This is a genomic window from Planctomicrobium mucosum, assembly GCF_051466335.1.
Lineage (GTDB): Bacteria > Planctomycetota > Planctomycetia > Planctomycetales > Planctomycetaceae > Planctomicrobium.
In genome coordinates, this window is the sequence record NZ_CP195793.1 from 1,866,657 (window position 1) to 1,890,170 (window position 23,514).

General features: G+C 53.3%; 17 protein-coding genes. 9 read left to right on the forward strand and 8 right to left on the reverse strand.

Annotated elements, in window-relative coordinates; genetic code table 11:
* The first annotated feature begins 163 nt into the window (after positions 1-163).
* The 3 genes from SH668x_RS07615 to SH668x_RS07625 all read left to right on the forward strand — a co-directional run bounded on the left by SH668x_RS07615 (position 164) and on the right by SH668x_RS07625 (position 4,279).
* The gene (locus tag SH668x_RS07615) at positions 164-1,498 is read left to right on the forward strand and encodes a Gfo/Idh/MocA family protein (RefSeq protein WP_437188094.1); all 1,335 of its coding nucleotides are present in this window, start codon (positions 164-166) and stop codon (positions 1,496-1,498) included.
* A 232-nt stretch (positions 1,499-1,730) separates the two neighbouring features.
* Positions 1,731-2,363: a hypothetical protein gene (locus SH668x_RS07620; RefSeq protein WP_437188095.1), complete on the forward strand. Its 633-nt coding sequence runs from the start codon at positions 1,731-1,733 to the stop codon at positions 2,361-2,363.
* A 419-nt stretch (positions 2,364-2,782) separates the two neighbouring features.
* Positions 2,783-4,279, forward strand: a complete 1,497-nt coding sequence (locus SH668x_RS07625; RefSeq protein ID WP_437188096.1) for a hypothetical protein — start codon at positions 2,783-2,785, stop codon at positions 4,277-4,279.
* A 274-nt stretch (positions 4,280-4,553) separates the two neighbouring features.
* Here SH668x_RS07625 and pheS read toward each other — a convergent pair whose 3' ends face one another.
* From pheS to guaA, 5 genes are all read right to left on the reverse strand, one after another.
* On the reverse strand, positions 4,554-6,086 hold the full coding sequence (gene pheS, locus SH668x_RS07630) for a phenylalanine--tRNA ligase subunit alpha (protein WP_437188097.1): 1,533 nt from the start codon (positions 6,084-6,086) through the stop codon (positions 4,554-4,556).
* 363 nt (positions 6,087-6,449) lie between these two features.
* Entirely contained in the window at positions 6,450-6,860 is a 411-nt protein-coding gene (locus tag SH668x_RS07635; protein WP_437188098.1) for a hypothetical protein, read from the reverse strand.
* Between the two features lie 72 nt (positions 6,861-6,932).
* Positions 6,933-8,432, reverse strand: coding sequence for an OprO/OprP family phosphate-selective porin (locus tag SH668x_RS07640; protein ID WP_437188099.1), 1,500 nt, complete (start codon positions 8,430-8,432; stop codon positions 6,933-6,935).
* A 404-nt stretch (positions 8,433-8,836) separates the two neighbouring features.
* On the reverse strand, positions 8,837-10,360 hold the full coding sequence (locus SH668x_RS07645) for a sugar ABC transporter ATP-binding protein (RefSeq protein ID WP_437188522.1): 1,524 nt from the start codon (positions 10,358-10,360) through the stop codon (positions 8,837-8,839).
* 105 nt (positions 10,361-10,465) lie between these two features.
* Positions 10,466-12,040, reverse strand: a complete 1,575-nt coding sequence (gene guaA, locus SH668x_RS07650; RefSeq protein WP_437188100.1) for a glutamine-hydrolyzing GMP synthase — start codon at positions 12,038-12,040, stop codon at positions 10,466-10,468.
* Positions 12,041-12,630: 590 nt separating this feature from the next.
* Here guaA and dnaK point away from each other — a divergent pair.
* A complete protein-coding gene (gene dnaK, locus SH668x_RS07655) occupies positions 12,631-14,520 on the forward strand; it encodes a molecular chaperone DnaK (protein ID WP_437188101.1) in 1,890 nt (629 codons plus the stop codon).
* Positions 14,521-14,736: 216 nt separating this feature from the next.
* On the forward strand, positions 14,737-15,804 hold the full coding sequence (locus tag SH668x_RS07660; RefSeq protein ID WP_437188102.1) for a zinc-binding metallopeptidase family protein: 1,068 nt from the start codon (positions 14,737-14,739) through the stop codon (positions 15,802-15,804).
* A gap of 25 nt (positions 15,805-15,829) precedes the next feature.
* On the opposite strand, the gene SH668x_RS07665 is transcribed toward SH668x_RS07660, so the two are convergent.
* On the reverse strand, positions 15,830-16,696 hold the full coding sequence (locus SH668x_RS07665) for an NYN domain-containing protein (RefSeq protein ID WP_437188103.1): 867 nt from the start codon (positions 16,694-16,696) through the stop codon (positions 15,830-15,832).
* 191 nt (positions 16,697-16,887) lie between these two features.
* Between SH668x_RS07665 and SH668x_RS07670 the strand changes: the two genes are divergently transcribed.
* Positions 16,888-17,352: an ATP-dependent zinc protease family protein gene (locus SH668x_RS07670; RefSeq protein WP_437188104.1), complete on the forward strand. Its 465-nt coding sequence runs from the start codon at positions 16,888-16,890 to the stop codon at positions 17,350-17,352.
* A 195-nt stretch (positions 17,353-17,547) separates the two neighbouring features.
* Complete coding sequence (gene rimK, locus SH668x_RS07675) at positions 17,548-18,528, forward strand: 30S ribosomal protein S6--L-glutamate ligase (protein ID WP_437188105.1); 981 nt, start codon at positions 17,548-17,550, stop codon at positions 18,526-18,528.
* Positions 18,529-18,576: 48 nt separating this feature from the next.
* On the opposite strand, the gene SH668x_RS07680 is transcribed toward rimK, so the two are convergent.
* Positions 18,577-19,881, reverse strand: a complete 1,305-nt coding sequence (locus SH668x_RS07680; RefSeq protein ID WP_437188106.1) for a YkgJ family cysteine cluster protein — start codon at positions 19,879-19,881, stop codon at positions 18,577-18,579.
* Between the two features lie 271 nt (positions 19,882-20,152).
* On the opposite strand from SH668x_RS07680, the gene hflX reads away from it, so the two are divergent.
* Both hflX and SH668x_RS07690 read left to right on the forward strand, forming a co-directional pair.
* Positions 20,153-21,481 carry a GTPase HflX gene (gene hflX, locus SH668x_RS07685; RefSeq protein WP_437188107.1) on the forward strand — a complete coding sequence of 443 codons (1,329 nt, stop codon included), beginning with the start codon at positions 20,153-20,155 and terminating at the stop codon, positions 21,479-21,481.
* A gap of 130 nt (positions 21,482-21,611) precedes the next feature.
* The gene (locus tag SH668x_RS07690) at positions 21,612-22,493 is read left to right on the forward strand and encodes an RAD55 family ATPase (RefSeq protein ID WP_437188108.1); all 882 of its coding nucleotides are present in this window, start codon (positions 21,612-21,614) and stop codon (positions 22,491-22,493) included.
* 111 nt (positions 22,494-22,604) lie between these two features.
* Here the strand turns inward: SH668x_RS07690 and SH668x_RS07695 are convergent, their stop codons facing one another.
* Positions 22,605-23,513 carry a hypothetical protein gene (locus SH668x_RS07695; RefSeq protein WP_437188109.1) on the reverse strand — a complete coding sequence of 303 codons (909 nt, stop codon included), beginning with the start codon at positions 23,511-23,513 and terminating at the stop codon, positions 22,605-22,607.
* Between the last annotated feature and the right edge of the window lies 1 nt (position 23,514).

The following is a 23,514-nucleotide window of genomic DNA, read 5'->3' on the forward strand; positions in this document are numbered from 1 at the left end:
TGGACGCCGGAGCGGTGTAGGTGATATCACGTAAACAGTCGAGACCAGCGGAGTCGCTTTCGGCACTCCGTTTGATCCCGGACTTGCAACCGTGACCCGCCTTGCAGTTTCGTCGATGCACTCACTTTGGTCGATGGGGCTGCGCACTGAAGAAGGACGACACATGACCCAGAATTTCTCTCGTCGTGGATTTCTGAAGACAGCCGCCGTTGCATCAGCGGCGACCGCTCTTCCACTCTCGGCTTCTATTGCTCAGGCAGCGGAGCAGGGCAAGAAGTTTCGAACTGCACATATCGGCGTGGGGGGAATGCAAGGGTTATCAGATTTGATGGCGATCAAGTCGCATCCAAATGTTGAAGTTGTCGCTCTGTGCGATATCGACAGCACCTTCCTCGAGAACGCTGCCAAGGAACTGCCAAACGCGAAGAAATATCGCGACTACCGACAGATGTTTGAAGAGATGGCAGACGAGATCGACGGCGTTGTGATTTCGACTCCAGACCACATGCACGCACCGCCAGCAATGGCAGCGATGAATCACAACAAGCCGGTCTACTGCCAGAAGCCACTGACTCACGAAATCTACGAATCACGTCGTCTGCGTGAAGTGGCAGAGGAAAAAGGTCTCGTGACCCAGATGGGGACGCAGATCCACTCTTCACGAGAATACCGTCAGGCAAAAGCGATTGTTCAGTCGGGAGCAATCGGAAAGGTCAGCAAGGTCATCGCCTGGAAGACCGGCGGATGGAACTATGATGGCGGACCATTCGAAGACTTCGCAGAGGTGCCACCAAACGTTGAGTGGGATCTCTGGCTCGGAGTGACCGCTGATCGCAAGTACGTTCCAAAGGTCTACCACCCAATCGAATGGCGCCGGCTGATTGACTTCGGAACCGGAACTCTCGGCGATATGGGGGTTCACATCTTCGATACCCCATTCGGTTCATTGGAACTGACCGCGCCCAACTGGGTGAAGACAGAATGCCGCGAGCCAAACGGGCTCGGTCATCCATCGATGTCTGTGACTTATGAGTTCCCTGGAACAAAGTACACGACAGATACATTGGAATGGGTGTGGAAAGACGGCGACTACGCCCCACGTAAGGGTGAAGAAGTCGGACTTCCTGAAGGCTTGGAACTGCCAGGGGCCGCTTCGTTGTTCATCGGCGAGAAGGGGATGCTCCTTCTTCAGCACATCGCCGAAGCGAAACTCTTCCCAGAAGAGAAATTCAAAGATTACAAGAAGCCTGACGTCGAAGGTGGTAACCATTATCACCTGTGGGTCGACGCAGCCATGAACAACACCAAGACAACTTGCAGCTTCAGCTATGGTGGTCCACTCACCGAAGCACTGCTCTTGGGAGTCGTCGGGTCTCGCTTCCCCGGTGAGGTTCTGAAATGGGATTCCAAGAAACTGGAAGTCACCAATAAGCCAGAGGCCAATCAATACATTCGTCGCGAATATCGCGACGCATTCAAGACAGAGAATTTGTCGTAACGATTGATTGAGTCGATGTTTCTGGAGGGGGTTGGCGTTCTCGCCGATCCCCTCTTTTTTTGTTTGGGCCGATCGCGCGCCTCGAGTAGCATCAAAAATACTAACAAGTCATTACAAGTTCGATTGAATCGATTTTGCGGATGTTGACTTTGCTCCACTGATGCGGATGATGGGGGAAGATGGGCATTTCAGAATCACGCAGGGGGGAAGAGCCGTGTCGCGATCAAATCGAATGTTACTCGCAGTTGGAGCTTTAGCTGCTTTGATCGTTGCTGTCGAAGCGGCACCGGCCCAGGCACGCCATTGGCACGGAGGTGGAGGCTATGGCGGCTGGGGCGGCAGTTATTACGGTGGTTGGGGCGGCGGATATCGTGGCTGGGGCGGATACGGTCGCGGTCTCTCAATCAGTATTGGATCCCCCTACTACGGAGGCTGGGGTGGCTATGGATACCGCTACCCCTCGTACGGACTTGGCTATGGCTCATATTATGGGTATCCAAGGAGCAGCTACGGTCTGGGCGGAATCTACGGCGCGTCCTATTACCGCCCTTCGTACTACTCGTACCCATCTTATGGATACGGCTCAACGTACGTGTCTCCATACAGTTACAGCAACGTCTACAGTGCTGGGTATAGCCCTTCCTACGTCTATTCCGGGTACTCCGCTAATCCGGTCGTCAACGTGTCTTATTCGACGCCAACCACGATCATGACGAATTACGGTTACCCCGTGAACTACTCGTCGAATTACTCGACAGGCTATTCCGGTTACTCTCTGGTTTATCCCGCTTCCTATCAGCCCTCTGTTTATTCGGGGAACTATGGGTGCTGCGGAAGCTACGGCTATTCGCACCTCGGCTGGTAGAGTTTCTGGTGGAATGAGTCTACTGCTGAAGCCCCAAGGGTGACGTGTCTTGAACGCGTCACCCTTTTTGTTTGTTCCGATGATTGATGAGGAATCTCTGGTCGGGGCACAAAGGCGTTGTGCCGGCTTGAGGTGTGTCGGTCTCGTCGGAGGAACTGCAGACGTTTGTGACGTCGCAAACTGTTCCGAGGAGAGCTATTTGTTGCGTTTTGAAATCACTTGGAGAGACGCTTAAAACCCCTACCGAGCGACGAATACGTGAGAAATTTCGAGAATCAGAGGCTTGAGGCTGAGATTTTCGGCGCGCTGGTTGCAGAACGACGGATCATCTAGTACATCCAGTCAAGATTCTCCAGATTTCCAGAGTGCTGGCTTGTCGCAGACGACTGGGATTCCTGTTTAGCGAGATAACTGAACTCATGAAAGTTCATCAACTACTCGATCATTTTGGGATTACGGAAAACCCGTTCGCTCAAGAAGATGCAGCTTCGGATCAGGTGTTTCGAGACCATTGTTTGAATGGGACTCATCATCCAGCCTGGGACAAAATCTACGGGAATCCTGCTAGCCCAGCGACATCCGTCGTCTTTGGAGAGCAGGGGAGTGGTAAGACGGCGTTGCGATTGCAAATCGTCAGTCGACTTCAAAAATACAACGAAGAAAACCCCACCAAGCGGGCTTTCATCATTCAGTATGAAGACTTCAATCCATTTCTGGATGCATTCCGTGACAGGCTTTCCGGTCGCCAACGCAAACCGGAACGAGCGCTGACAAATTGGCGGTTGATGGATCACATGGACAGCATTTTGACGCTGGCTGTGACTCGACTCGCCGATACGATCCGAAATGATGGCTACGACAAAGATGCCACTCAGAACATTACTTTAGATGCGATGGCGAAGCTCTCGCGTACTCAGCGTCGCGATGTTCAGCTACTCGCTGCATTCTATGACCAGAATCGCGAAGTGGCTCCCGCCGACCGTTGGGGCGCGTTGCGACGCAAACTGAAGTTTTCGACTTGGCGGTCCTATTGGGATTTGGGACTCGGCGCTGCAGGGACGATCCTGACACTTGCCTTTACGACTTGGCTGAAGAAGGACCTGAGGGCCGTTTTCAACGTCTGGGTGCTGTTGGTCGTTATCGCTTTTTGGTTGCCATTCGTCTGGAGACAACTGAAATGCTTCTGGATGGCTTGGCGGGTCAAGCGACAGGTCCGGGTGATTGACCATGAGGTCGGTTCTCTCAGGCAGATCCTCAGTCAATTCCAGCAGACCGATCTCATTGGCCAACCGTTTCCAGGGCGAACTCGTGGCGATGATCGATACGAATTGCTGACACGTCTACAGTCTGTGCTGGAAACGCTGGGCTTCGGCAGCATCGTTGTGCTCGTGGACCGGGTGGATGAACCGCATCTGGTTCATGGCTCACCAGACCGAATCAAGGATCTTGTCTGGCCGTTGTTTGACAACAAGTTCCTGAAGCATCCCGGCATCGCGTTCAAGCTGTTGCTGCCATCCGCAGTCGTTGGCTTCCTGAATCGTCAGGAGAAAGAGTTCTATGAGCGCTCACGCCTCGACAAGCAGAACATGATTCTCTCGTTGAGCTGGACTGGGCAAGGCCTGTACGACGTTGCGAACGACCGTATCCGAGCCTGTGCTCGGCTGTCTGAAAAGCCGATTTCAATTCGCAGCCTGTTCGATGACTCCATTAGCGAGCAGGAATTGATCGCAGTTTTCGACCGACTTCGAGCACCTCGTCACCTCTTCAAGTTCCTGTATCGCTTGTTCATCGAGCATTGCAGCAAGTACACCGAAGAGAATCCGACCTGGAAGATTCAGCGCGACACGCTGCAGTCGACATTGGCTCTCTTCATGCGAGATCTGGATGCCTATGACCAGAAGCTGGGAACAGGCTGATCGGTTCGAAATATGACCCAAAGTTAACGGCTGCTCACTCAAATTGAGCGGCCGTTTTTGTTTTATCGGAAGGTGGAGAAGGTCATCTGATACCTGGGATCGATGGTGATGTTGCCCAGCGAGCGTTCTGTCTGCATGAGGCTCACATGGTGTGAATCGCCCGATTCGGCAGGTTCGTCTTAGGATCACTTTCGATGTGAAGCCATCAAAAACAGAGAAGACCCCGAAATCGGGCTTCGGGGCCTTCTCAAACTGAGCCTGTTGTGTGGTCACTCTACTGAGCGAGTGCCATTTCCTGCAGTGCTTCGATGCGGCCCTGGTAGAGCTCTCGAATGTCGCTGAGCCCATAACGGATCATCGCGAGTCGTTCGAGTCCCAGTCCCCAAGCCATGACAGGGTGTTTGCATCCGAGTGGTTCTGTCACTTCCGGACGGAAGATTCCCGATCCACCCATCTCGATCCACTTTTTACGGCTTTCGAGATAGACGACCACGTCAACACTCGGTTCGGTGTACGGGTAGAACGCTGGTTTGAACTTCACTTTGTTGAAGCCCATTTTCTTGTAGAACGTTTCCAGCGTGCCGAGCAGCGATGCCAGTGATGCATCTTTGTCGATCACAATGCCGTCGACTTGATGGAAGACGGGAAGGTGCTTGTAGCTCATCGTCTCGTTACGGCAGACCCAGCCCACACAGAATGCCTTCAGGGGCGGTTCTGGATGTCGGGCAAGGGCACGAATTGTGGATGCCGTCGTGTGAGTTCGAAGCACCACTTGCTGGGCGCGTTCAGGGGACCATTTGTAACCCCAACCCTCGGAGCCAGTGTCGCCGCCATCTTCATGTGCCCGGCGAACCCGCTCAACCAACGATGCATCGGCGGGCAGTGCTGTCGTTGTTGGTTCGTCCATATAGAACGTATCCTGCATATCGCGTGCAGGGTGGTCTTGTGGCTGGAACAGGGCATCGAAGTTCCAGAAAGAAGACTCCACCATTGGAGACACGACTTCAGTGAAGCCCATTTCGAGATAGGCTCGGCGTGTCTGTTCTGCGATTTTGCGAAGTGGATGGATCTTCGCAGGGCGAACGGTTTCCGCCTTGAGTGTGACGTCGTAGGGTCGCAGGGTCATTTCTGCCCAGAGGCCACTTCGCAAGTCTTCCGGAGTCAGTAGGTTCTTCTCCTTCTTGACCTGCACCTTTCCTGAAGACAACAGATCGGCACCTGTAGCCGTCAGCGAGAGCGAACGACGGGTCCGTGGCTTGAGCTTGGCAAGTTCGGTTCGTTTGCCAAGGAGGGCTCGAATCCGCTCTGGATCAGCGAGGCGGTCCACTTCGATGATGTTGCCATCCGCTTCGATGAGGGCCGTTTCGTCGACATCATAGGTCTTGACTCCCTGAGCAGCACGGCCTGCTTCGGTGATGCGGACCCCTTGTTTGTTACGCTCGATCCAACCGCGGGCGACTCCCCATTTGAAGACTTCGTTCACAGCGATCTTGGCATCGGCGGCAGCTTTCGCGAACTCGCCTGTCGCAATCTGACCACCAGCCTCGATGAGCAGACTCAAGGCACGGCGTTCTGGAAGCGAATTCCGAACAAGTTCCGCAGCATTTTCTGTCGGGACGAGTTCATCAATCGAAGACTCTTCGATCGAAATCCAGCCTTGATTGGCACCTTCTGTGGCGGCCGCCATCACGCGGGACTGGTCCAGACTCAGGCTGGCTGCCAGCTCAGCGACACCCGAATTCGGATGCTGGGCAAGGGCCTGCCAAAGGGAGTAAGCGATGTCATCAAGTTGGAGCGAATCGGCCATATGTCGATCGGTTGTTTGCTTTTGTGGGCGAGAATTCCCCGTATCGTAGCAGTCGAATGAGAGTTCGGGGAGTGGCGGACAGGTGATCTTTCCAATTGACCGGCGTCTGGTAAGATTGGAAAAATCGCTACAATTGAAAAGGTTGGACCTGCGGATGAATCCCCTGCGAATTCTCGTTGCTCGAAGCGTCCTGCTCTGCATTGTCGGCGGGATTTACGTCGCCAATTTCGGGGTTCCGAAAATCACCCTTGATTCAAATTGGAGCCATTCCGGGGAAAGCGAATCCGCGAATCTGACGGGCCAGTTAGATCGTAAGTCTAATTGAATCAGCGTGTTGCATTTGAGTTGTAGTTTTGTTGCAGCCTATTGAGTACACGCTTCCGAGTGTGCAGCCCCATTTGCCAGACAACGAGGGCACTCATTCACAACAACCCATTTGTATTTCGTTTCGGGCTTCTCTTCAGTCTTTTTGACGAGTGTGGTGGTCTGGTAGATCGAAGCGGATTGGGCGAGCAATTGACTGCCGTCGCCGGTGCAATTTTCAACGGAGCTATTGCGCCCCTGACAGAACCCGTGCTCCGGAAGACAAATTTCACCAGTGTTTACCGAGTACGTGTCCTTGGGGACCATCTTGGTTTCGGTGATGACCTGACAGCGTTTCGAGGTGAGCTCGGTTCCGCACTGTCCACAAGTGCGGTGCGATGATAACTGGGAGCAGGCGTTGCTTCCCAACGTCAGTAAGGTGGCAAAGAGAGTTTGGACGACGCGATTCATGCTGCCACTTCTTATCACTGAAATTGAACGACCTTCGGTTGGTCCACCTGATTCGCGTCCGGGATGGCGGAATCAGAAATCGACCTGAACTCGGGAAACGAACAGGTTGGCTGTGCTGTGACCTTTCTCCACGTTGTTCAACATGCAGTGAATCCAGTTCCCTTGAAGTTTGGTGTGCTTGTTGAGGAACCAGGTGAATCCCAGCGTGGTGTCGTGGAGAATTCCGTTCCCGTTCCTGCTGGTTCCATTCAGGTAGTGTCCGTTCAGAGAATCTGGATTGCGGATATCCACAAAAGACCACCGGGCTCCGACTTCCCATGCTCCCCATCCACGAATTCCATCTTTCTTCAGTGGGATGAAATCGGCGAATGGAGTCAGGCTGGTCAGCGTTCCGGTTTTTTTGTTGTATGACCGGTGTTCACCTGTCAGACGATAGGCCACCTGCGCGTAGGCCCCGTGGTAGACGATTGTGCCGACATCGCTATCGACTGCTGTCACCATGTACTCAGAGGTGACGCCCCACGGACCGTTTTGATAGACCGTCTCCAGCCCAGCGAGATTGAAATGGCTGGCAGGGTATCGTCCGGAATCAATAAATGACGGGGTTGAGCTATGCGCTGAACCAAATGACTGAGAGCCTTCGGAATAGCCGAGTGGACCGAATTCCGGCAGAACCCGGGTCTGGTAGAACGGGGTCTTCGTGGTGCTTAGCGGAGCATCATTCGCCCCGAGCATGCTGAAGTTATAGCTTCCTCCGATGTGCCACAAATAGCGGTCATCGGCATGAGGATCGTATTGAATGAGGTGCGTTGAACGCATCGAGAAGGAAACGCCCCCGATGTCACCAAAGTCTGTCCCGTAGCGATTATCGCCTAGCGGAGCATTTTGGTAGGCACCTGTCCGAAAGACGCTGAATGCAAAGTTCGTCATCTCGTCATCCGAAATCATGGAGGACTGTGCTCCGATGCGGCGGAAGGGGACGAATGCCAGGAACGGGAGAGAGCGTTCCAGAAAAGTCAGGTTGCGAAATCCCGTAAGTGAGTCCACGCTGAAGGGCTGGCAGAACTGTCCAACTTTGACTTCATTGAGGTAAGGGACATTGCTCTGCGACACCCATGTGTCGAAGAAGCTGGGACGGCCAGCGGTCGCGAAATCCATTTCCAGCTGATAGTTTGTGAATTCGGCAACTTTTCCGTACACAGCCAGACGGGCGCGACGAAAGCCTGTTCCGTCCTGAGCATCTCCGACTGTCGCCACGTTATTGGGGCTCTGTACGTAAACTACGGAGTCGAGTTGCGTAAATCCTGTGATCTTGAAGGATGGAAAGTCGTTCTTCTTCGGCGCTGGTGCCTCAGATTTCTTTTCTTTTCCTGCTTTCTCCAGCTTGTCGAGACGGGCTTGTAGATCGTCGATCCGACTTTTTAGGAAACTCGATTCGTCCGCTTGGATTGATGTCTCTGGGGCCGGCGGCAGTTGGTCGTAGGCTGCCAGCGTAGATTCCAATGTGATCGTGGCAGGTTCCGCGAAGATCTCGTCAACAAGTTCTTCACTTCCGAACAGCGGCATGCTCATGAAGATGCACGCCATCAGTAAACTGAAGGAGAGCCGAGTGAACTGGAGAATTTGCGGGAGTGGCGACACGCGAGAGATCTTGTTTGCGGATGTTGTTGGAAACTTGAGGGAGAATTCCAAAACGGTCGCAGAATTCGAAAGGAGATGGCGGTGGGGAAGGTTGGGGAGAGTTTGCGATGGGCCCGCATGTGATGTATCGGCAATTCATCTGTTCTGGATGAATTGATTTAAGTCCGTCATGAAATTGTCATTTATAACTGCCGGAGTGACGCAAATGAGCGCACTGAGTCACAGTTTTGACGGGCGAATTGCAGCGAAGAATAGGCAGCGCAATTCTGCGTCGAGTCCCTGAGCGGGAACATCTGCTTGGCGACAATCTCTTTTCCCGCGACGGTTGACCAGAACTATGCGGTAACCGCTAACGGAGATTGTGTCGCGAATTCCATGATTCGCTCTTCGGAAAACTCATGGCGAGCGAGTTCCCCGGTCAGGCGTCCTTCGCAGAGAACCAAGATCCGATCGGAAACGGTGATCAACTCGGGCAATTCGCTCGAGGTCACAATGATGGAAAGGCCTTCTCGGCACAGCGAATCGATGATCTCATAGAGTTCGGCCTTCGCCCCGACGTCGATTCCCCGTGTCGGGTCATCGAGCAACAGGATGCGTGGGTGCGTGCGAAGCCATCGAGCGATGATGCACTTCTGCTGATTTCCTCCGGACAATCCGGTGATGGCGGATTCCACGCTCGCAGTTTTCACGTTGAGTTGAGTGACCGAATCCTGAGCGCATCCACGTTCCAGTCGGGAGCTGACGAGTCCATTTCTGACGGACTCCTCCAATGTACAGATCGTAATGTTTTCTCGCACAGTCATCTGTGCCAGCAAGCCGAGACGTTTACGGTCTTCAGTGACCATTGCGATGCCGGCATCTTTGGCTTCCGCCGGATGGCGGAAGCGGACAGATTTTCCATCGAGGAGAATGTCCCCCTGAATCGGATGTGTATTTGCCCCGAACAGGCATTCCAGAAGTTCAGTCCTTCCCGCGCCCATCAGGCCAGCGATGCCGAGGACCTCACCTTTTCGCAACTTGAACGAGACGTTTTCCAGTCGCCACTTGCGCGCGTGTCCGGGCCACTGCATGGACAGGTTGCGAACTTCCAGCAGTGTTTCACCGGGTGAACGGTTTTCCCCGAGCCGTTGCTGGCTAATCTCCCGGCCCACCATCAGATGAGTGATCTGTGTGGGAGTTGCTTCATCGCGAGTCAGTGTTCGGACATGCTGGCCGTCACGCATCACTGTCATACGGTCGGAGAGTTTGAAAACCTCTTCCATTTTGTGAGAGATGTAGAGGATCGTCACTCCGTTTTCGCGAAGAGTCGCAATCACCCGGTAAAGTCGCTCGACTTCATTTTCAGTGAGGGCGCTTGTCGGCTCATCCATGATGAGAATGCGGGAATTGAGCGACAACGCCTTGGCGATTTCCACCAGTTGCTGATCACCGACTCTCAGTTCTTTGACCGGTTGATCGGGGCGAATCGGGCAGCCGAGTTGATGGAAGAGGGCGATGGTCTTTTCGTGCATCGCCCGTTCATTCAGGAAGAGTCCCTTGCGGATTTCCCTACCGAGAAAGATGTTGGCTGTAACGCTCAGTTCATCCACCAGATTCAGTTCCTGATGAATGATGCTGATTCCTGCGGCTTCGGCGTCGCGAGTTCCAGAGAATCGGGCCGGTTCGCCGTTGACGAGAATCTCTCCTTCGTAGTCTAAAATGACTCCCGAGAGAATCTTCATCAACGTGCTTTTGCCCGCTCCGTTCTCGCCGCAAATCGAGTGGAGCTCGCCTGGTCGAATGTCGAACGATACAGAGTTGAGTGCGATGACTCCGGGAAACCGTTTGGAGACGTTGCGAATGTCGATCACTGGCTGCATGCCATCGCTCCGGCTGTATCGTCGTTTCGGGAGGTCGTGGTTCAACTCATGGCAGGCAGCTCTCACTGGCCATGAGTTGATGTCCATGTTCTCAACCCGTTGAAACTATTCCCATTCAATTGTGCTGGGTGGCTTCGAGCTGATGTCGTAGACCACGCGGTTCACCCCACGCACGCTGTTGATGATCTTCGTCGAGACTCGCTGAAGCAAGTCATATGGCAACTTGGACCAGTCAGCGGTCATGAAATTATCGGTGTCGACGGACCGCAGTGCGATCACCTCTTCGTAGGTGCGACCGTCCCCCATGACTCCCACTGTTTGCAGCGGGAGAAGAACGACGAATGCCTGCTGCACCTTTCGGTAGTTTCCTGTCTCGAGAAGCTCTTCAATGAAGATTGCATCTGCTTCACGAATCGTCTCGAGCCGTGGTTTGGTGATTTCTCCCAGACAGCGAACTGCCAGCCCCGGGCCGGGGAATGGATGCCGCCAGATCAGCGAATCGGGTAGTCCCAGTTCGAGACCCATGCGACGGACTTCGTCTTTGAAGAGCATTCGCAATGGTTCGATCAGTTCGAATCCAAGCTCTTTTGGTAAACCGCCGACGTTGTGGTGATATTTGATTGTGGCTGCTGGTCCGTCCGGATTTGCACCAGATTCAATGACGTCGGGATACAGCGTTCCCTGCGCCAGGAATCGTGCATCGTCGATGGACTTCGCTTCGTCTTTGAAGACATCGATAAAGATCTTGCCGATCGTCTTACGCTTCACCTGCGGGTCGGTCACGCCAGCAAGTGCGTCGAGGAATAGCGCTTCCGCATCGACCACTCGCAGGTCGGTTTTGAAGTGCTCGCTGAACTCGTATTCGACCTGTTCGCGCTCTCCTTTTCGCAGCATTCCGTTATCGACGAAAATGCAGGTCAATTGCGGGCCGATCGCTTTGTAGAGCAACGCCGCGACGACAGAGGAATCAACACCGCCGGAGAGACCGCAGATGACTCGGCTCGTTCCAACACGAGTGCGGATCTCTTCGATTTGCTGATCGATAAACGAGGTGATTTTCCAGCTTCCTTTGCATCCGCAAATATTGCGAATGAAGTTGCCGATCAGGTGCTCGCCGTGTTGAGTGTGAGAAACTTCTGGATGGAATTGCAGCCCGTAAATTGGCTTCGTCTTGTGCCGGATGGCTCCGTTTGGGCAGTCTTTTGTTTTTGCGAGGACGACAAATTGATCGTCCAGATTTTCCACTCGATCCCCGTGACTCATCCACGTGGTGAACGTCTTAGGGAGACCCTTGAAGAGAGCGTTGTCATTATCGCAGTGCATTTCGGTTGAACCGAATTCACGCGATGTCCCCGGTTTCACTTCGCAGCCCAATGCTCGGCAGCTGACCTGCATTCCGTAGCAGATTCCCAGAACAGGAATGCCGAGATTGAAGATCTCTGGATCCAACTGTGGTGAGCCCGGTTCGTAGCAACTCGCAGGACCGCCAGAGAGAATCAGTCCTCTGGGATTAATCTCTTTGATGCGGGCTGCGGTGAGATCGTGTCGAACAAGCTGGCAGAAGACCTGCTGATCGCGAACGCGGCGAGCGATCAGCTGCGCTGTTTGCGAACCAAAGTCGAGCACCAGGATTGTGTCCTGCTGTTGTGGGGAAGCCGCGGATGTAGCCACAGACGTCATAGTAATAACCAGTTTGCTGCCACCATCTGCGGGAGCAGGAATCATTGAATGACTGAGACAACTTCCTGGAAGGATTTCGACGAAGTTCGCTCAACCAGACCTGCAAGCCTTTGAGGGCCTGCGGGAAAAATAGGGAATCCAGCATTGTAACCGCGACGACACAGCACGCAACGACGCGGTTCCATATCAGGAGGCCAGCCACGGAAGTCGCACAGATTCGGTTTTGTTGAAGTGACTTTTGAAAAAGGCGCGATGGAGACGACGTGGCTGGTTGAGCAAAAGTTGAAGGCTGTGTGCGTTGCAGAGATTGTTTTGAGGGACCGTGTTTGGGTGAAAAGGTGTGTCCGGAAGCAGGGAATCGGGGTGCCCTGCGGATTTGGCATGTCGGGTAGGCGGTTTGCAAAGTTGCTGCGGTGCCAAGTTGGCAGTTGGTCTCAGTCGTTGGTTGACGTTAGTTTTGAAATGGCAATTGGTTACGAATAACAGTGTTGTTGATTAATTTTGGCGCGAAGTTTGCGTGGAGAGAGTGCAGTCAACACTGACTCCCAATTCAAGAATTTATTTGCTGATACGCTGGAGAATAAAAAATCATGGCCGTTTCGGAAAAAATCATCGGCATCGACCTGGGCACGACGAATTCCGTAGTGTCCGTGATGGAAGGTGGAGAAGTCAAAGTGATCGCCAACCAGGATGGGGCTCGTACGACTCCCAGTGTGGTTGCGTTCAACGATAAAGGAGATGTTCTGGTCGGTGAACCTGCAAAACGTCAGGCGATTACCAACCCAGAAAACACGATCTACTCTATTAAGCGTTTCATGGGACGTCGTCATGACGAAGTCCAATCTGAAGAGAAGATTGTCCCCTACAAAGTCGTCGGCGGTAAAAACGAGTACGTCAAAGTTGACGTTAAAGGGAAGGATTACACTCCTCCTGAGATCTCGGCGCAAATCCTGACCAAGCTGAAAGATGCCGCTGAGAGCTATCTCGGTCATCGCGTCAACAAAGCAGTGATTACCGTTCCTGCTTATTTCAATGATGCTCAGCGACAGGCCACGAAAGATGCTGGCCAGATCGCTGGTCTGGAAGTCGCCCGAATCATCAACGAGCCGACCGCCGCCGCCTTGGCCTATGGTCTTGAGAAGAAGCAGGACGAGAAGATCGTTGTGTTCGACCTCGGGGGAGGAACTTTCGACGTCTCTGTTCTGGAAGTTGAAACAGGATCCGTTGAAGTGCTTTCTACAGCGGGGGATACCCATCTGGGGGGAGACGACTTCGATGAAGCACTGATTAAATATGTCGCCGACGAGTTTGAGCGAGAGCAAAGTGTTGATCTCCGCAAGAACCCAATGGCTCTTCAGCGTCTGCGTGAAGCCTGCGAAAAAGCAAAGAAAGAACTCTCTTCACTGCAGAGCACAGAGATCAATCTTCCGTTCATTTTCGAAGCAAAACACTTGCAGATGAACATCAGCCGTTCGCAATTCGAGCGACTGATCGACTCGCTGGTTGAGCGATGCCGCAAGCCAGTTGAACAGGCGTTACGCGATGCAAAACTGACAGCGAAAGACATCGATGAAGTGGTTCTCGTCGGTGGATCGACGCGCGTTCCAATGGTTCAGGAACTCGTGAAGAAGATCTTCAACGGGAAAGAGCCACACAAGGGTGTGAATCCGGACGAAGTGGTCTCCGTTGGAGCAGCTTACCAGGGTGGTATTATCGCGGGCGATGTGAAAGACGTCGTTCTGCTGGACGTGACTCCATTGTCGTTGGGAATCGAAACCGAAGGGGGCGTGATGACCGCTCTCATCGAGCGTAACACAACGATCCCTGTGACGAAGGCTGAAACGTTCTCCACTGCGGCTGACAACCAGACAGCAGTCACCGTCCGGGTCTTCCAGGGTGAACGGCCAATGGCAAGCGATAACCGTTTGCTCGACCAGTTCAATCTCGAAGGACTCCCAGCGGCACCACGCGGAGTTCCGCAGATCGAAGTGACTTTCGATATCGACGTAAACGGAATTCTCAGCGTGTCGGCGAAGGACAAGTCGTCCGGCAAGCAGCACAAAGTGACCATTCAGCAGTCCAGCGGACTGTCTGAAGCGGAAATTGAGAAGATGCGTAAGGACGCTGAGTCGAACGCTGAAGATGACAAGAAACGTCGCGAATTGGCTGAAGTACGCAACAAAGCAGGGAATGCCGTTTACCAGACTGAGAAAACTCTGAAAGAGCACGAAGGGAAATTGGACGATTCTGCGAAGGCTGCAATCGAAGCTGCTATCGAAAAGGTTCGGCAGCTCGAGAAGGGTGACGATCTCGCTGGGCTGAAGTCCGCGATGGATGATCTTGAGCAGGCAAATCACGCACTGAGCAAGCACATCTACGAAGCGTCCAGCAGTGCCGATTCTGGTGCTGCAGGAGGCGACGCTGCCGGTCAGCAAGGTGGTGATGACGACGTCATCGACGCAGAGTTCGAGAAGAAGTAATCCACGTCTTCGCGAGTTCGCTTGAACACGAAGCCCCGTCTGGCAATCAGACGGGGCTTTTTTGGTTGAGCTGCGCCGGAGTGGCAGTGACCCGTCGGCATAGGCTTTGCTGAATGCATTGGTACCGGTTTCTCGGTCGGAGGACTGGTTATATCAGCATCCGGCAAGTGCTCGGCCAGGCTCGGATTTCGAACGCAGAACCACTCGAGTTGTTTCATGAAAACGTTTTTTTGTGAGTGCGGTAACCGGTTGTATTTTGGGAATACGGGTTGTCTCAAGTGCAATCGAGAGACGGGTTTTTGTCCCGGGTGCCGCGGGGTCGTTGGATTGAATTCCAATGAAGATGGGACTTACACCTGCTCGAATCTTGAGTGTCAGATCCTGTTGAAAAAGTGCCATAACTATTCGTTCGAGAACATCTGTAACTGGTGCGTCGCAGTGAGCGACAATACGCCAGTCGCAGCCGGTGATGTGGCAGACAATCGATCACTTTGCCAGTGCTGCCAGCTGACGGAAGTCATTCCGGATTTGTCAATTCCGGAGAACCACAAGCTTTGGGCAAGATTGGAGGAAGCAAAACGTCGCGTCCTCTTCACAATTCAGGAACTGAATCTCCCGATCGGCCGCGGTGATGGAGATGGAACTCTGCCGCTGAAATTTGATTTTATGGCAGACGGGGAGAAGCCCGTTTTCACGGGGCATGATCAAGGTCATATCGTGATCAACATTAAAGAAGCGGACGATGTTGAGCGCGAGAAAGCACGCGTGGCGTTTGCAGAACCGCAACGGACACTCGTCGGACATTTCCGCCATGAACTGGGGCATTACTACTGGGATGTGCTCGTTCTCGGTCAGGTCGAAGATGAATTCCGAGCGATCTTCGGTGACGAGAGAAGCCCGACTTATCAGGAAGCGTTGAACAATTATTATCAGAACGGCCCGCTTCCGAATTGGGAGTCACATTACATCTCGGCGTATGCGACGATGCATCCTTGGGAAGACTTTGCGGAAACGTTTGGAGCGTATCTCGACATGATGAGTATTCTAGATACGCGCAAGAATCTTCCTGGAAAGCAGCTACGCAGTCAGCACTTCGAAAATTTGATCGCTGACTACAAGCAGGTTGGAATTCTGGCTAACGAACTCAACCGCGAAATGGGATTGAAGGATCTGGTCCCAGAAGTATTCGGGGAAGAAGTGGCCAAGAAGATCGGCTTTGTCCATCGACTTGCAGTAGAAGCGGGGGCTCGTGAAGTCCGAAAAGCTGCGCTGGCATCCCCCTGAGTCATTGAGTTCGAATCAGGCTTCTCTATGCGCTCGGGGGGGCCTGCTTCGTTTGACGTCGAGGTTGAAAGTCCAGCGACGGATCATCTTTGAGATCTTGAATCCGCTGCCGCCAGAAATCGAGTTCAGCCATCGAGGCTTCTTCCGCATCGTCGGTCTGCATCTGTTCCGACTTCACCGCAGGAGGTGGGCGGTGCTGCTTTTGGTGGACCTGCTGCGGCGACTTTTCAATCAGAGGGTTCACCCCCTTCTGTGGGGTTGAATTTCCGGCGGAGGGAAGTGTCGGAGATGCGTCAGGCTTTTCTGGCGTCGTCGATTTGCGACTTCTTGACAGTTCCTTTGTGACCTCTGCTTCAATGGAATCGACGCTGATGTCTCCGAATTCCTCAAGCCATCCGGCAGAGTCAATTTTGCCGGTACCAAACGCGTCTTTCGGATCCTGGGAGTTGGATTCCTTTGCGGCGTCTTCTGATTGGCTGCTGGCTTCTCGCCGGTCATCGAGTTCAACGAGGAACGCGTCGCTACTCATGAATTTTGCGCGTGAGGCTCGGGCCGCCCTGTGCAAGCGATGGTCGGATGAAATGACGGTAATGTCGCTGGCGGTGGAGTTCCCGGAGAGCAGGATTTCAATCAGGTCGTCCGCCTGACGTCCACGGGGAGAGAAGAGGACCTGCATGCCGTAAATGTTCATCGGTCGACGATCAGAGTCGGGGGCGTACTGGGCGTCGAAAACGATTGTCGTGTGGACTCGCTCTTCTTCGGTCAAACTGAGTTGAAGTCGCTTGAGGAGTTTATCTCTCATCTTCTCGAACTCGCCAGGACGGAGTTTTCCCCGGGCAAGTCCAGCGTTGTGGAGCAGGTTGTATCCGTCGATTAAGTATTCAACGGGCATAACTGATCAATCAGAAATTGAAGGAAATTTTCAGAAGGACAACGCATTGCAGGGCTCGCAAGTCAGGAACCGCGTTCGCTAGATTGTAATCGCGTAAAGCGACGAGTGGGAAGAGTCTGTACAGATGTCGGCATTTGCGAATGAGTTCGAATTGCGTTCTCGAGTTCATCTGAAGCGGAAATAGGGATCTCATGGCCAAAGCACGAAGATCGGCTTCGATTATCGGTTGGCGGGAATGGGTGGCACTTCCAGAACTCGAAGTTTCCGCGATCAAAGCGAAGATCGATACCGGGGCGCTCACTTCATCCCTTCACGCGTTTCAAATCGAGATTTTCAAGAATCGTGGTCAGGATTACGTGCGATTTCAGGTCCATCCGCGTCAAAAAAGTGCCCGGTTGGCGGTCGAGGTCGAAGCTCCGTTGCTGGAGATGCGGTCCGTCCGGAGTTCGAACGGGCATCTGTCGGAGCGACCAGTTATTGAAACCGAAGTCCAATTGTTCGATCAACGCTGGATGATCGAATTGACATTGGCGAATCGGGACCAGATGGGGTTTCGGATGTTGTTGGGGCGGGAGGCGCTCCGGGGGAGATTTCTGGTCGATGTCGGGAGTTCTTTCCTTGACCGCACGAGAATTCCGTCCAGCAAAAGGAAATAGAGAAAATCTCCCCTTGATTTTCTTTTCGGCGTCAGAATATTTGAACGTCGCATCAGCGGATTTCCAACTCTTTCCCGGTGATTGCAAATCCTGTTCGCCCCGCGTTCGCCCTGTAGCAAACCTCTATCGCAGTCGGATAAACTCCTCGGTTGGTGCCCAAACAGGGACGAAATTCATCTGCAATCGGCGTATTTTATGTCAACGAACGACCTCGATTTCTTTGCTCCAGCCGATTCATTGCCAGCGGATGAGGCTCCTTCGACTCGCTCGCTCAAAATCGCCATTCTTTCCCGGAAGGCGTCGTTGTATTCAACACGGCGTCTCAAGGAAGCAGGAGAACGGCGAGGGCACAAGGTGCAGGTGATCGACTACCTGCGCTGTTACATGAATATCACCTCACATCGCCCTACTGTGGTTTACTCCGGTCGTGAACTGAATGATGTCGATGCTGTGATTCCGCGAATCGGGGCGTCGCATACGTTCTACGGGACAGCGGTTGTTCGCCAGTTCGAAATGATGGGGATCTTCTCAGCGAACGAATCGCAGGCCATTACCCGGTCGCGCGACAAGCTACGCTGTCTTCAGTTGCTCTCTCGCGAAGGGGTCGGGCTCCCGGTGACAGGATTTGCCCATTCGACAAAAGATATCGGGGGACTGATCGACATCGTCGGTGGCGCTCCACTTGTCGTGAAAATTGTGGAGGGGACTCAAGGAGTCGGCGTGATTCTTGCCGAAACCCGCAAAGCAGCCGAGGCCGTCATCGAGGCGTTTCGAGGTGTCGACGCAAACATTCTCGTCCAGCAGTTTATTAAAGAGGCATCCGGGAGCGATATTCGCTGCTTCGTCGTTGATGGCAAAGTGGTCGCCTCGATGATGCGCACTGCCAAAGAGGGAGAGTTTCGTTCGAACCTGCACCGAGGCGGAACCGCGAGCTACGTCGAGATTTCTCAACAGGAAACACAGACCGCATTGCAGGCAGCGAATCTTCTCGGCTTGCGGGTTGCGGGGGTCGACATCCTCCGCTCCAACAACGGGCCAGTTGTGATGGAAGTGAACTCTTCCCCTGGCTTGGAAGGGATTGAAAAAGCGACCGAAATCGATGTCGCAGAACGCGTGATCCATTTCATTGAACAGAACGTCGGCGTCACAGATTCGAAAGACCGGATCAAGGGCTGATCAAACACCAGTGCTCAGAACAAAAAGGTCTTGGCTGCGCGGACCAGATTATTTCGAAGTGGGCTGGTTCTCAGGACCATCGCCTGTTTGCTGAATCCAGACGATCAGTTTTTGAAGATCCTCTGAGGCGACGAGATTTTTCACACGTCGGCGAGCAGCCCACTGGCCTAAAGCGGGGAGGTAGGCGTGTTGATGGTCGACGATCGTCAACGCCTTCAAAACGTGATCGTGTTGAGCCTCCGCTTTCGACTCAGATGCAGCCAGCCATTTCGCGATCCAAAGAACTGCGGGATAGACCAACGACAAGCTTTGAAATCCCTCAGCGACGGGAATGTTGTAGTAGGCCGCCCCGCAAAAGTGCATCCCTTGAATCTTCACTCGGAAGTAACGAGTCAGCATCTCTTCGGACTCCGGGGTGAGTTGAGTCCGAACCGCCTCGAGTGCACTGAATGGGATCTCCGCCAAACCTTCGTGGAGAGGGGGCAGGCTGCCAGTTCCCTTTGCGAGTCTGGTGGCGTTTTGAATTTGTCGCCAGCGTCCACGGAAGGAGAGATCGATGTTGTCGGCAGTGTCTTTACGGGCGTATTGCCCGCAGAGGAGTCGAAACTGCGACTGAGCAATCGCAGACGGCGGCGCGGCCTCTGGGAGTTCACTGATTTCAATGGTCGAGGCTTCCGTGAGAAGTTCGAGCAATTCCTGCAATCGCTCCCCCTGGATCTTGTGCAACTTGGCCTTCGAGATCAGATCGAGCCAGAACAATGTCTGGAGGAGTTTGACCGCGACTGGTGTTGCTTCTCGTCCCATCGAGTGGTCGAGCGATTCAACAATTCGAAGCGTGTCTTCCCAGTGAGTTTGTGAGCGATCGGTCAGTTTGGGAGGGAGTCGACCCTGATAATGTTCAGGCACGACGAGTTGCGACATCTCCCGGATGTCCGACTTTTGCTGAAGTAGTGATCTGCCTCGATTCGCTGCGACCGAAGGGCAGCTGAAACGCAGACTCACTGTGATTTCGTTTCCGGACGGATGAAAAGCATAGGGGTAGATCCGGCATGCAAGCGGCTTGGCGGGCTCCCCGAACTTCGCGTGAATCTTGCAGAGTCCTTTTTCGTTGAGAAAAACGCAGGCACCATCTGGCTGATGCGCCAGAAACGTTTTGCTCCCGCCAAACAGACTCTTCGATTCCGAAAACAGGGGCTGCGTCGCGGGGATTCCGTCCGCAGGAGTCCATTTCTGCGATTCGATTCTGGACTTCTCTTCCGGAGTAATCGCGATGGCGTGCTGCCGGCAGCAGCCGCCACAGTTATGGCAGCTCCAGTTTTGAAGAGTGGGAAGGTGAATCGGAAATGGTGTCATGTAGAAATCATGGTGTACGTGTGAGATTTCGTCTATTGTTTCGATCCAGTTTTATGGCTGAACCTACTGGCGACGGGAATTGTCCATGATTCCTGAAGACGACGGAAGTCGCCGTTTTCAATTCGAAATCAGATGAAATTCAGTATTTCTAAAGGTTGGCGTCAGTCCCATGAAAATTCGTCTCTGAAATTGTTGTCGGATATCGTAAAATCAGGAGAGATGCGATCGTATGGATCGCTGATCCTTAACAATCAATCAGGAGCGAACACGTTTGGGTGAGTTACAACGAGAGTCTCTGAAGGTCCATGCCAGAAAATGTGTTCTGGTGGCGGTTCGTGATCAAGATCAGGCGAAGCTGAAGGAACAGGTTTTTGAAGAGATTCATGGCCTTGTCGAAACCGTGGGATCGGAAGTCGTTGGGACGATGATGCAGGTGCGCGAGCGTCCTGACCCAGCCACGTACCTTGGAAAAGGGAAGGTACAGGAGTTAAAGGACCTCGTTGGAGCCTGCGGTGCCGATCTGATTGTCTTCGATAATTACCTCTCTCCAAATCAAGGGAAGAACATCGAAGAACTGACGAAAACTCAGGTCGTCGATCGGAGCGAAGTGATTCTGGACATCTTCGCGACTCATGCCCGGTCATATGAGTCTCAACTACAGGTCGAATTGGCTCAGCTTCTGTACATCCGTAATCGGCTCACGCGGATGTGGACCCACCTGGAGCGTATCGAGGGGGGGATCGGAAGTGGACGAGGCCCCGGAGAGAAGCAGCTTGAGACCGACCGCCGTTTGATCGACAAGCGGGTCGATGAGCTCAAGCGAAAGCTCGAAGGAGTTGAGAAACGCCGCGAGTTGCAAGTCGCCAGCCGTTCTGAGCAAATGTCCGTCTCCCTCGTTGGGTACACCAACGCCGGGAAGAGCACGTTGATGAACGCTCTGACCAATGCTGATGTCTATGTCGCGGACAAATTGTTTGCGACGCTCGAAACAAAGACGCGGAAGTGGAAGCTCCCTCAATGGGGTGACATCCTTTTGAGTGATACCGTCGGGTTCATTCAGAATCTTCCTCACCATCTGGTTGCTTCGTTTCGATCGACGTTAGCCGAGGCCCGTCATGCTGATTTGTTGTTGCACGTCGTCGATGCCAGCCATCCGCGCGCACAGCAGCAGATCGACACTGTGAATGAAGTTCTGGCTTCTCTCGGAGTCGACAGCGAGAATCCGATTCTGGTGCTCAATAAGATTGACGCCTCTGAAAATCGGGCCAATATCGACGTCTTACGGGCGAAGTATCCAGACTGCATCACAGTGAGCGCGAAGGAGCGTATCGGGCTCGACAAGCTGGAGAAAGCGGTTGCAGACCGACTCGACAACGGTTACCTCCGTGTCGTCGTGCATGCCGACGTCAGCAATGGACGAGTTCCTGCGTTTTTGAAAGAACACGCAGACGTCACGACGACCGATTACGACGAAAATCGAGTCCAGTTTCAGGCCAGAATTGCACGTCGGTTCGTTCACAAACTGATTCAGGTGGGAGCTGATGTGACGCATCAGGATGGTTCTCCTGTCATTGAACAGGATACAGCTGACCTATACTAATCGCGTTAATTGGACGACGGAAACGGTCTTTGAAATGAGATCTTCCGTCGTCCTTTTTTATTTGATTCCGATCTGTGACACTGGATTCGTTCTGTCCGACTTCTCCCTACTCACAAGGTGTTGTTCAAAAATGGCGTTGAGGCATCAGACTGGAATCCCTGAGTTGGATGAAATGCTCGGGGGCGGGCTTATTCCGGGAACCCTGACCGTTGTTTTAGGAGCAACGGGGATTGGAAAAACGCAACTGGGAATTCAGTATCTGAATCAGGGCAAGGAGCAAGATGGGGCGACCGGGGTGCTGTTTGATATGACATCGCGAGGAGACTCGCAAAACCATGTCGAATATGCGGACCGGATGTTCAATTGGAAATTCCGTGATCGCCCAATTTCTTGGGTGCTGGAGAGTCCAGAGTCGATCTGGGATCCGAATGTCGCTCGCTGGGATGCTCTTCACCTGTTTCAACAGACTGGCAAGCGTGTCACGATGAGTGACATGAATTTCGATGAGCAACGTGCCTGGAAAGTGGAGATCAACCGGAAGCTGATTGATACGATCGCCTTCTTTTACGGAAACTTCTGCCAGGGCGTTCGACGTTGTGTGATCGATGGCGTGGAACCGACAGATCGTGCGAGCGACTCATTTCAGTTCGAGCTGTTCGAGTACGTTTACCATCAGATCCTTCGTAAAGAATATGACTGGGTTGCGAGGGATTTGTTGCGGGCGCGGTTTCGCGAATTTGAGGTGGAAGTCAAACGTCATGCTTACGACTACCAGCAGGTGAGCGGCCTGATGCTGTGCACCTCCCATGAAATGATGCTTGAAGCACTGATTTCTCGCCCCATCGAAAGCGGTGACGTTTTTTCGAACGCCAACACGATCATTCTTATGGGTAAAGTGAGGGAGGGCTCAAAAATGGGGCGAGCACTGTACGTGGCGAAACATCGCGGCAGTCGCCTGGATGATTCGATTCGTCCTTATGAAATTACCGAACACGGCCTCAAATTATTGTGAACCGACCTGCGAGTGCTGCATACTCAATGTAAAAGAGTCGTTCTTCCGATATCGAAGAGCGACTCTTTTTCCGTTTGTGATCAGGATCACACCGAGCATGACCAAGCTGTGTTACTTCAGCTGATTGCGAGTTGGCAGAGTCCTTGGCTTTGCTTCATCTGGCTCGTTTGTCATACGCTCAGCGGCTTGAGCCTTTGCTGCATTTGAAATCTGCATTGCAGCCTGAATGTTCGCTGATGAGAAGTAATTATCGCCAGGAACTCGTACAGGGCCTTTGCCTTTGTTCGCGAGTTGTTCCCAGCTCAGCCCATCGGTGACGTGCCAAGTCGCGGCCTGTGCACTTTGAGAATCGAGTGACCCTGTCCCGACCATGGTGATGAGGGCCTGGAGAACTGGATCCTGCGTGTATTGATCGACCGGAATGACATTGAATTTCGTGCGAGGATTTGGCTCATTCAGGCCGTGGTTGAGGCACACTGAGTTGAATGACACGCGGAGTGTTTTTTGAGCCGGGATGGACTGCATCATTCCCATGCCACCCATCCCTCCCATGCCACCGCCCATTCCCATTCCGCCCATGCCGCCGCCCATTCCTCCCATGCCGCCACCCATTCCACCGCCCATGGATTGCATGCCGCCACCCATTCCTCCCATTCCGCCGCCCATTCCTCCCATGCCGCCACCCATTCCCATGCCACCCATGCCGCCGCCCATTCCTCCCATGCCTCCTCCCATTCCGCCCATGCCAAATTGGGCAGAGACTGGAACGGCAGCGAAAGCTTCCGGCAATTGAACGGTCAGTGGTTCATCGGTGTTATTGGTGATGAGCAGGTTGCCACCCAGGGCATTGCGAGCAACGAGTTTGACGTCAATCTGTCCCTCTTCCATCGCAGAGAACATTTCGACCTGCTTTGCTGACGGGTCGAGCTTCGTTTTCGAGAGAGGGCGATCCGCGAAGAGACTTCCTTGAACGGAAATAATCAAAGCGAACGACAAGAAACCAATCAGAGGGCGATTCATA

Bases quoted from the DNA above. Each gene is read 5' to 3' on its own strand.
- SH668x_RS07615 (WP_437188094.1), top strand. From the start codon at position 164: ATGACCCAGAATTTCTCTCGTCGTGGATTTCTGAAGACAGCCGCCGTT.
- SH668x_RS07620 (WP_437188095.1), top strand. From the start codon at position 1,731: ATGTTACTCGCAGTTGGAGCTTTAGCTGCTTTGATCGTTGCTGTCGAA.
- SH668x_RS07625 (WP_437188096.1), top strand. From the start codon at position 2,783: ATGAAAGTTCATCAACTACTCGATCATTTTGGGATTACGGAAAACCCG.
- pheS (WP_437188097.1), bottom strand. From the start codon at position 6,086: ATGGCCGATTCGCTCCAACTTGATGACATCGCTTACTCCCTTTGGCAG.
- SH668x_RS07635 (WP_437188098.1), bottom strand. From the start codon at position 6,860: ATGAATCGCGTCGTCCAAACTCTCTTTGCCACCTTACTGACGTTGGGA.
- SH668x_RS07640 (WP_437188099.1), bottom strand. From the start codon at position 8,432: ATGAGCATGCCGCTGTTCGGAAGTGAAGAACTTGTTGACGAGATCTTC.
- SH668x_RS07645 (WP_437188522.1), bottom strand. From the start codon at position 10,360: ATGCAGCCAGTGATCGACATTCGCAACGTCTCCAAACGGTTTCCCGGA.
- guaA (WP_437188100.1), bottom strand. From the start codon at position 12,040: ATGACGTCTGTGGCTACATCCGCGGCTTCCCCACAACAGCAGGACACA.
- dnaK (WP_437188101.1), top strand. From the start codon at position 12,631: ATGGCCGTTTCGGAAAAAATCATCGGCATCGACCTGGGCACGACGAAT.
- SH668x_RS07660 (WP_437188102.1), top strand. From the start codon at position 14,737: ATGAAAACGTTTTTTTGTGAGTGCGGTAACCGGTTGTATTTTGGGAAT.
- SH668x_RS07665 (WP_437188103.1), bottom strand. From the start codon at position 16,696: ATGCCCGTTGAATACTTAATCGACGGATACAACCTGCTCCACAACGCT.
- SH668x_RS07670 (WP_437188104.1), top strand. From the start codon at position 16,888: ATGGCCAAAGCACGAAGATCGGCTTCGATTATCGGTTGGCGGGAATGG.
- rimK (WP_437188105.1), top strand. From the start codon at position 17,548: ATGTCAACGAACGACCTCGATTTCTTTGCTCCAGCCGATTCATTGCCA.
- SH668x_RS07680 (WP_437188106.1), bottom strand. From the start codon at position 19,881: ATGACACCATTTCCGATTCACCTTCCCACTCTTCAAAACTGGAGCTGC.
- SH668x_RS07690 (WP_437188108.1), top strand. From the start codon at position 21,612: ATGGCGTTGAGGCATCAGACTGGAATCCCTGAGTTGGATGAAATGCTC.
- SH668x_RS07695 (WP_437188109.1), bottom strand. From the start codon at position 23,513: ATGAATCGCCCTCTGATTGGTTTCTTGTCGTTCGCTTTGATTATTTCC.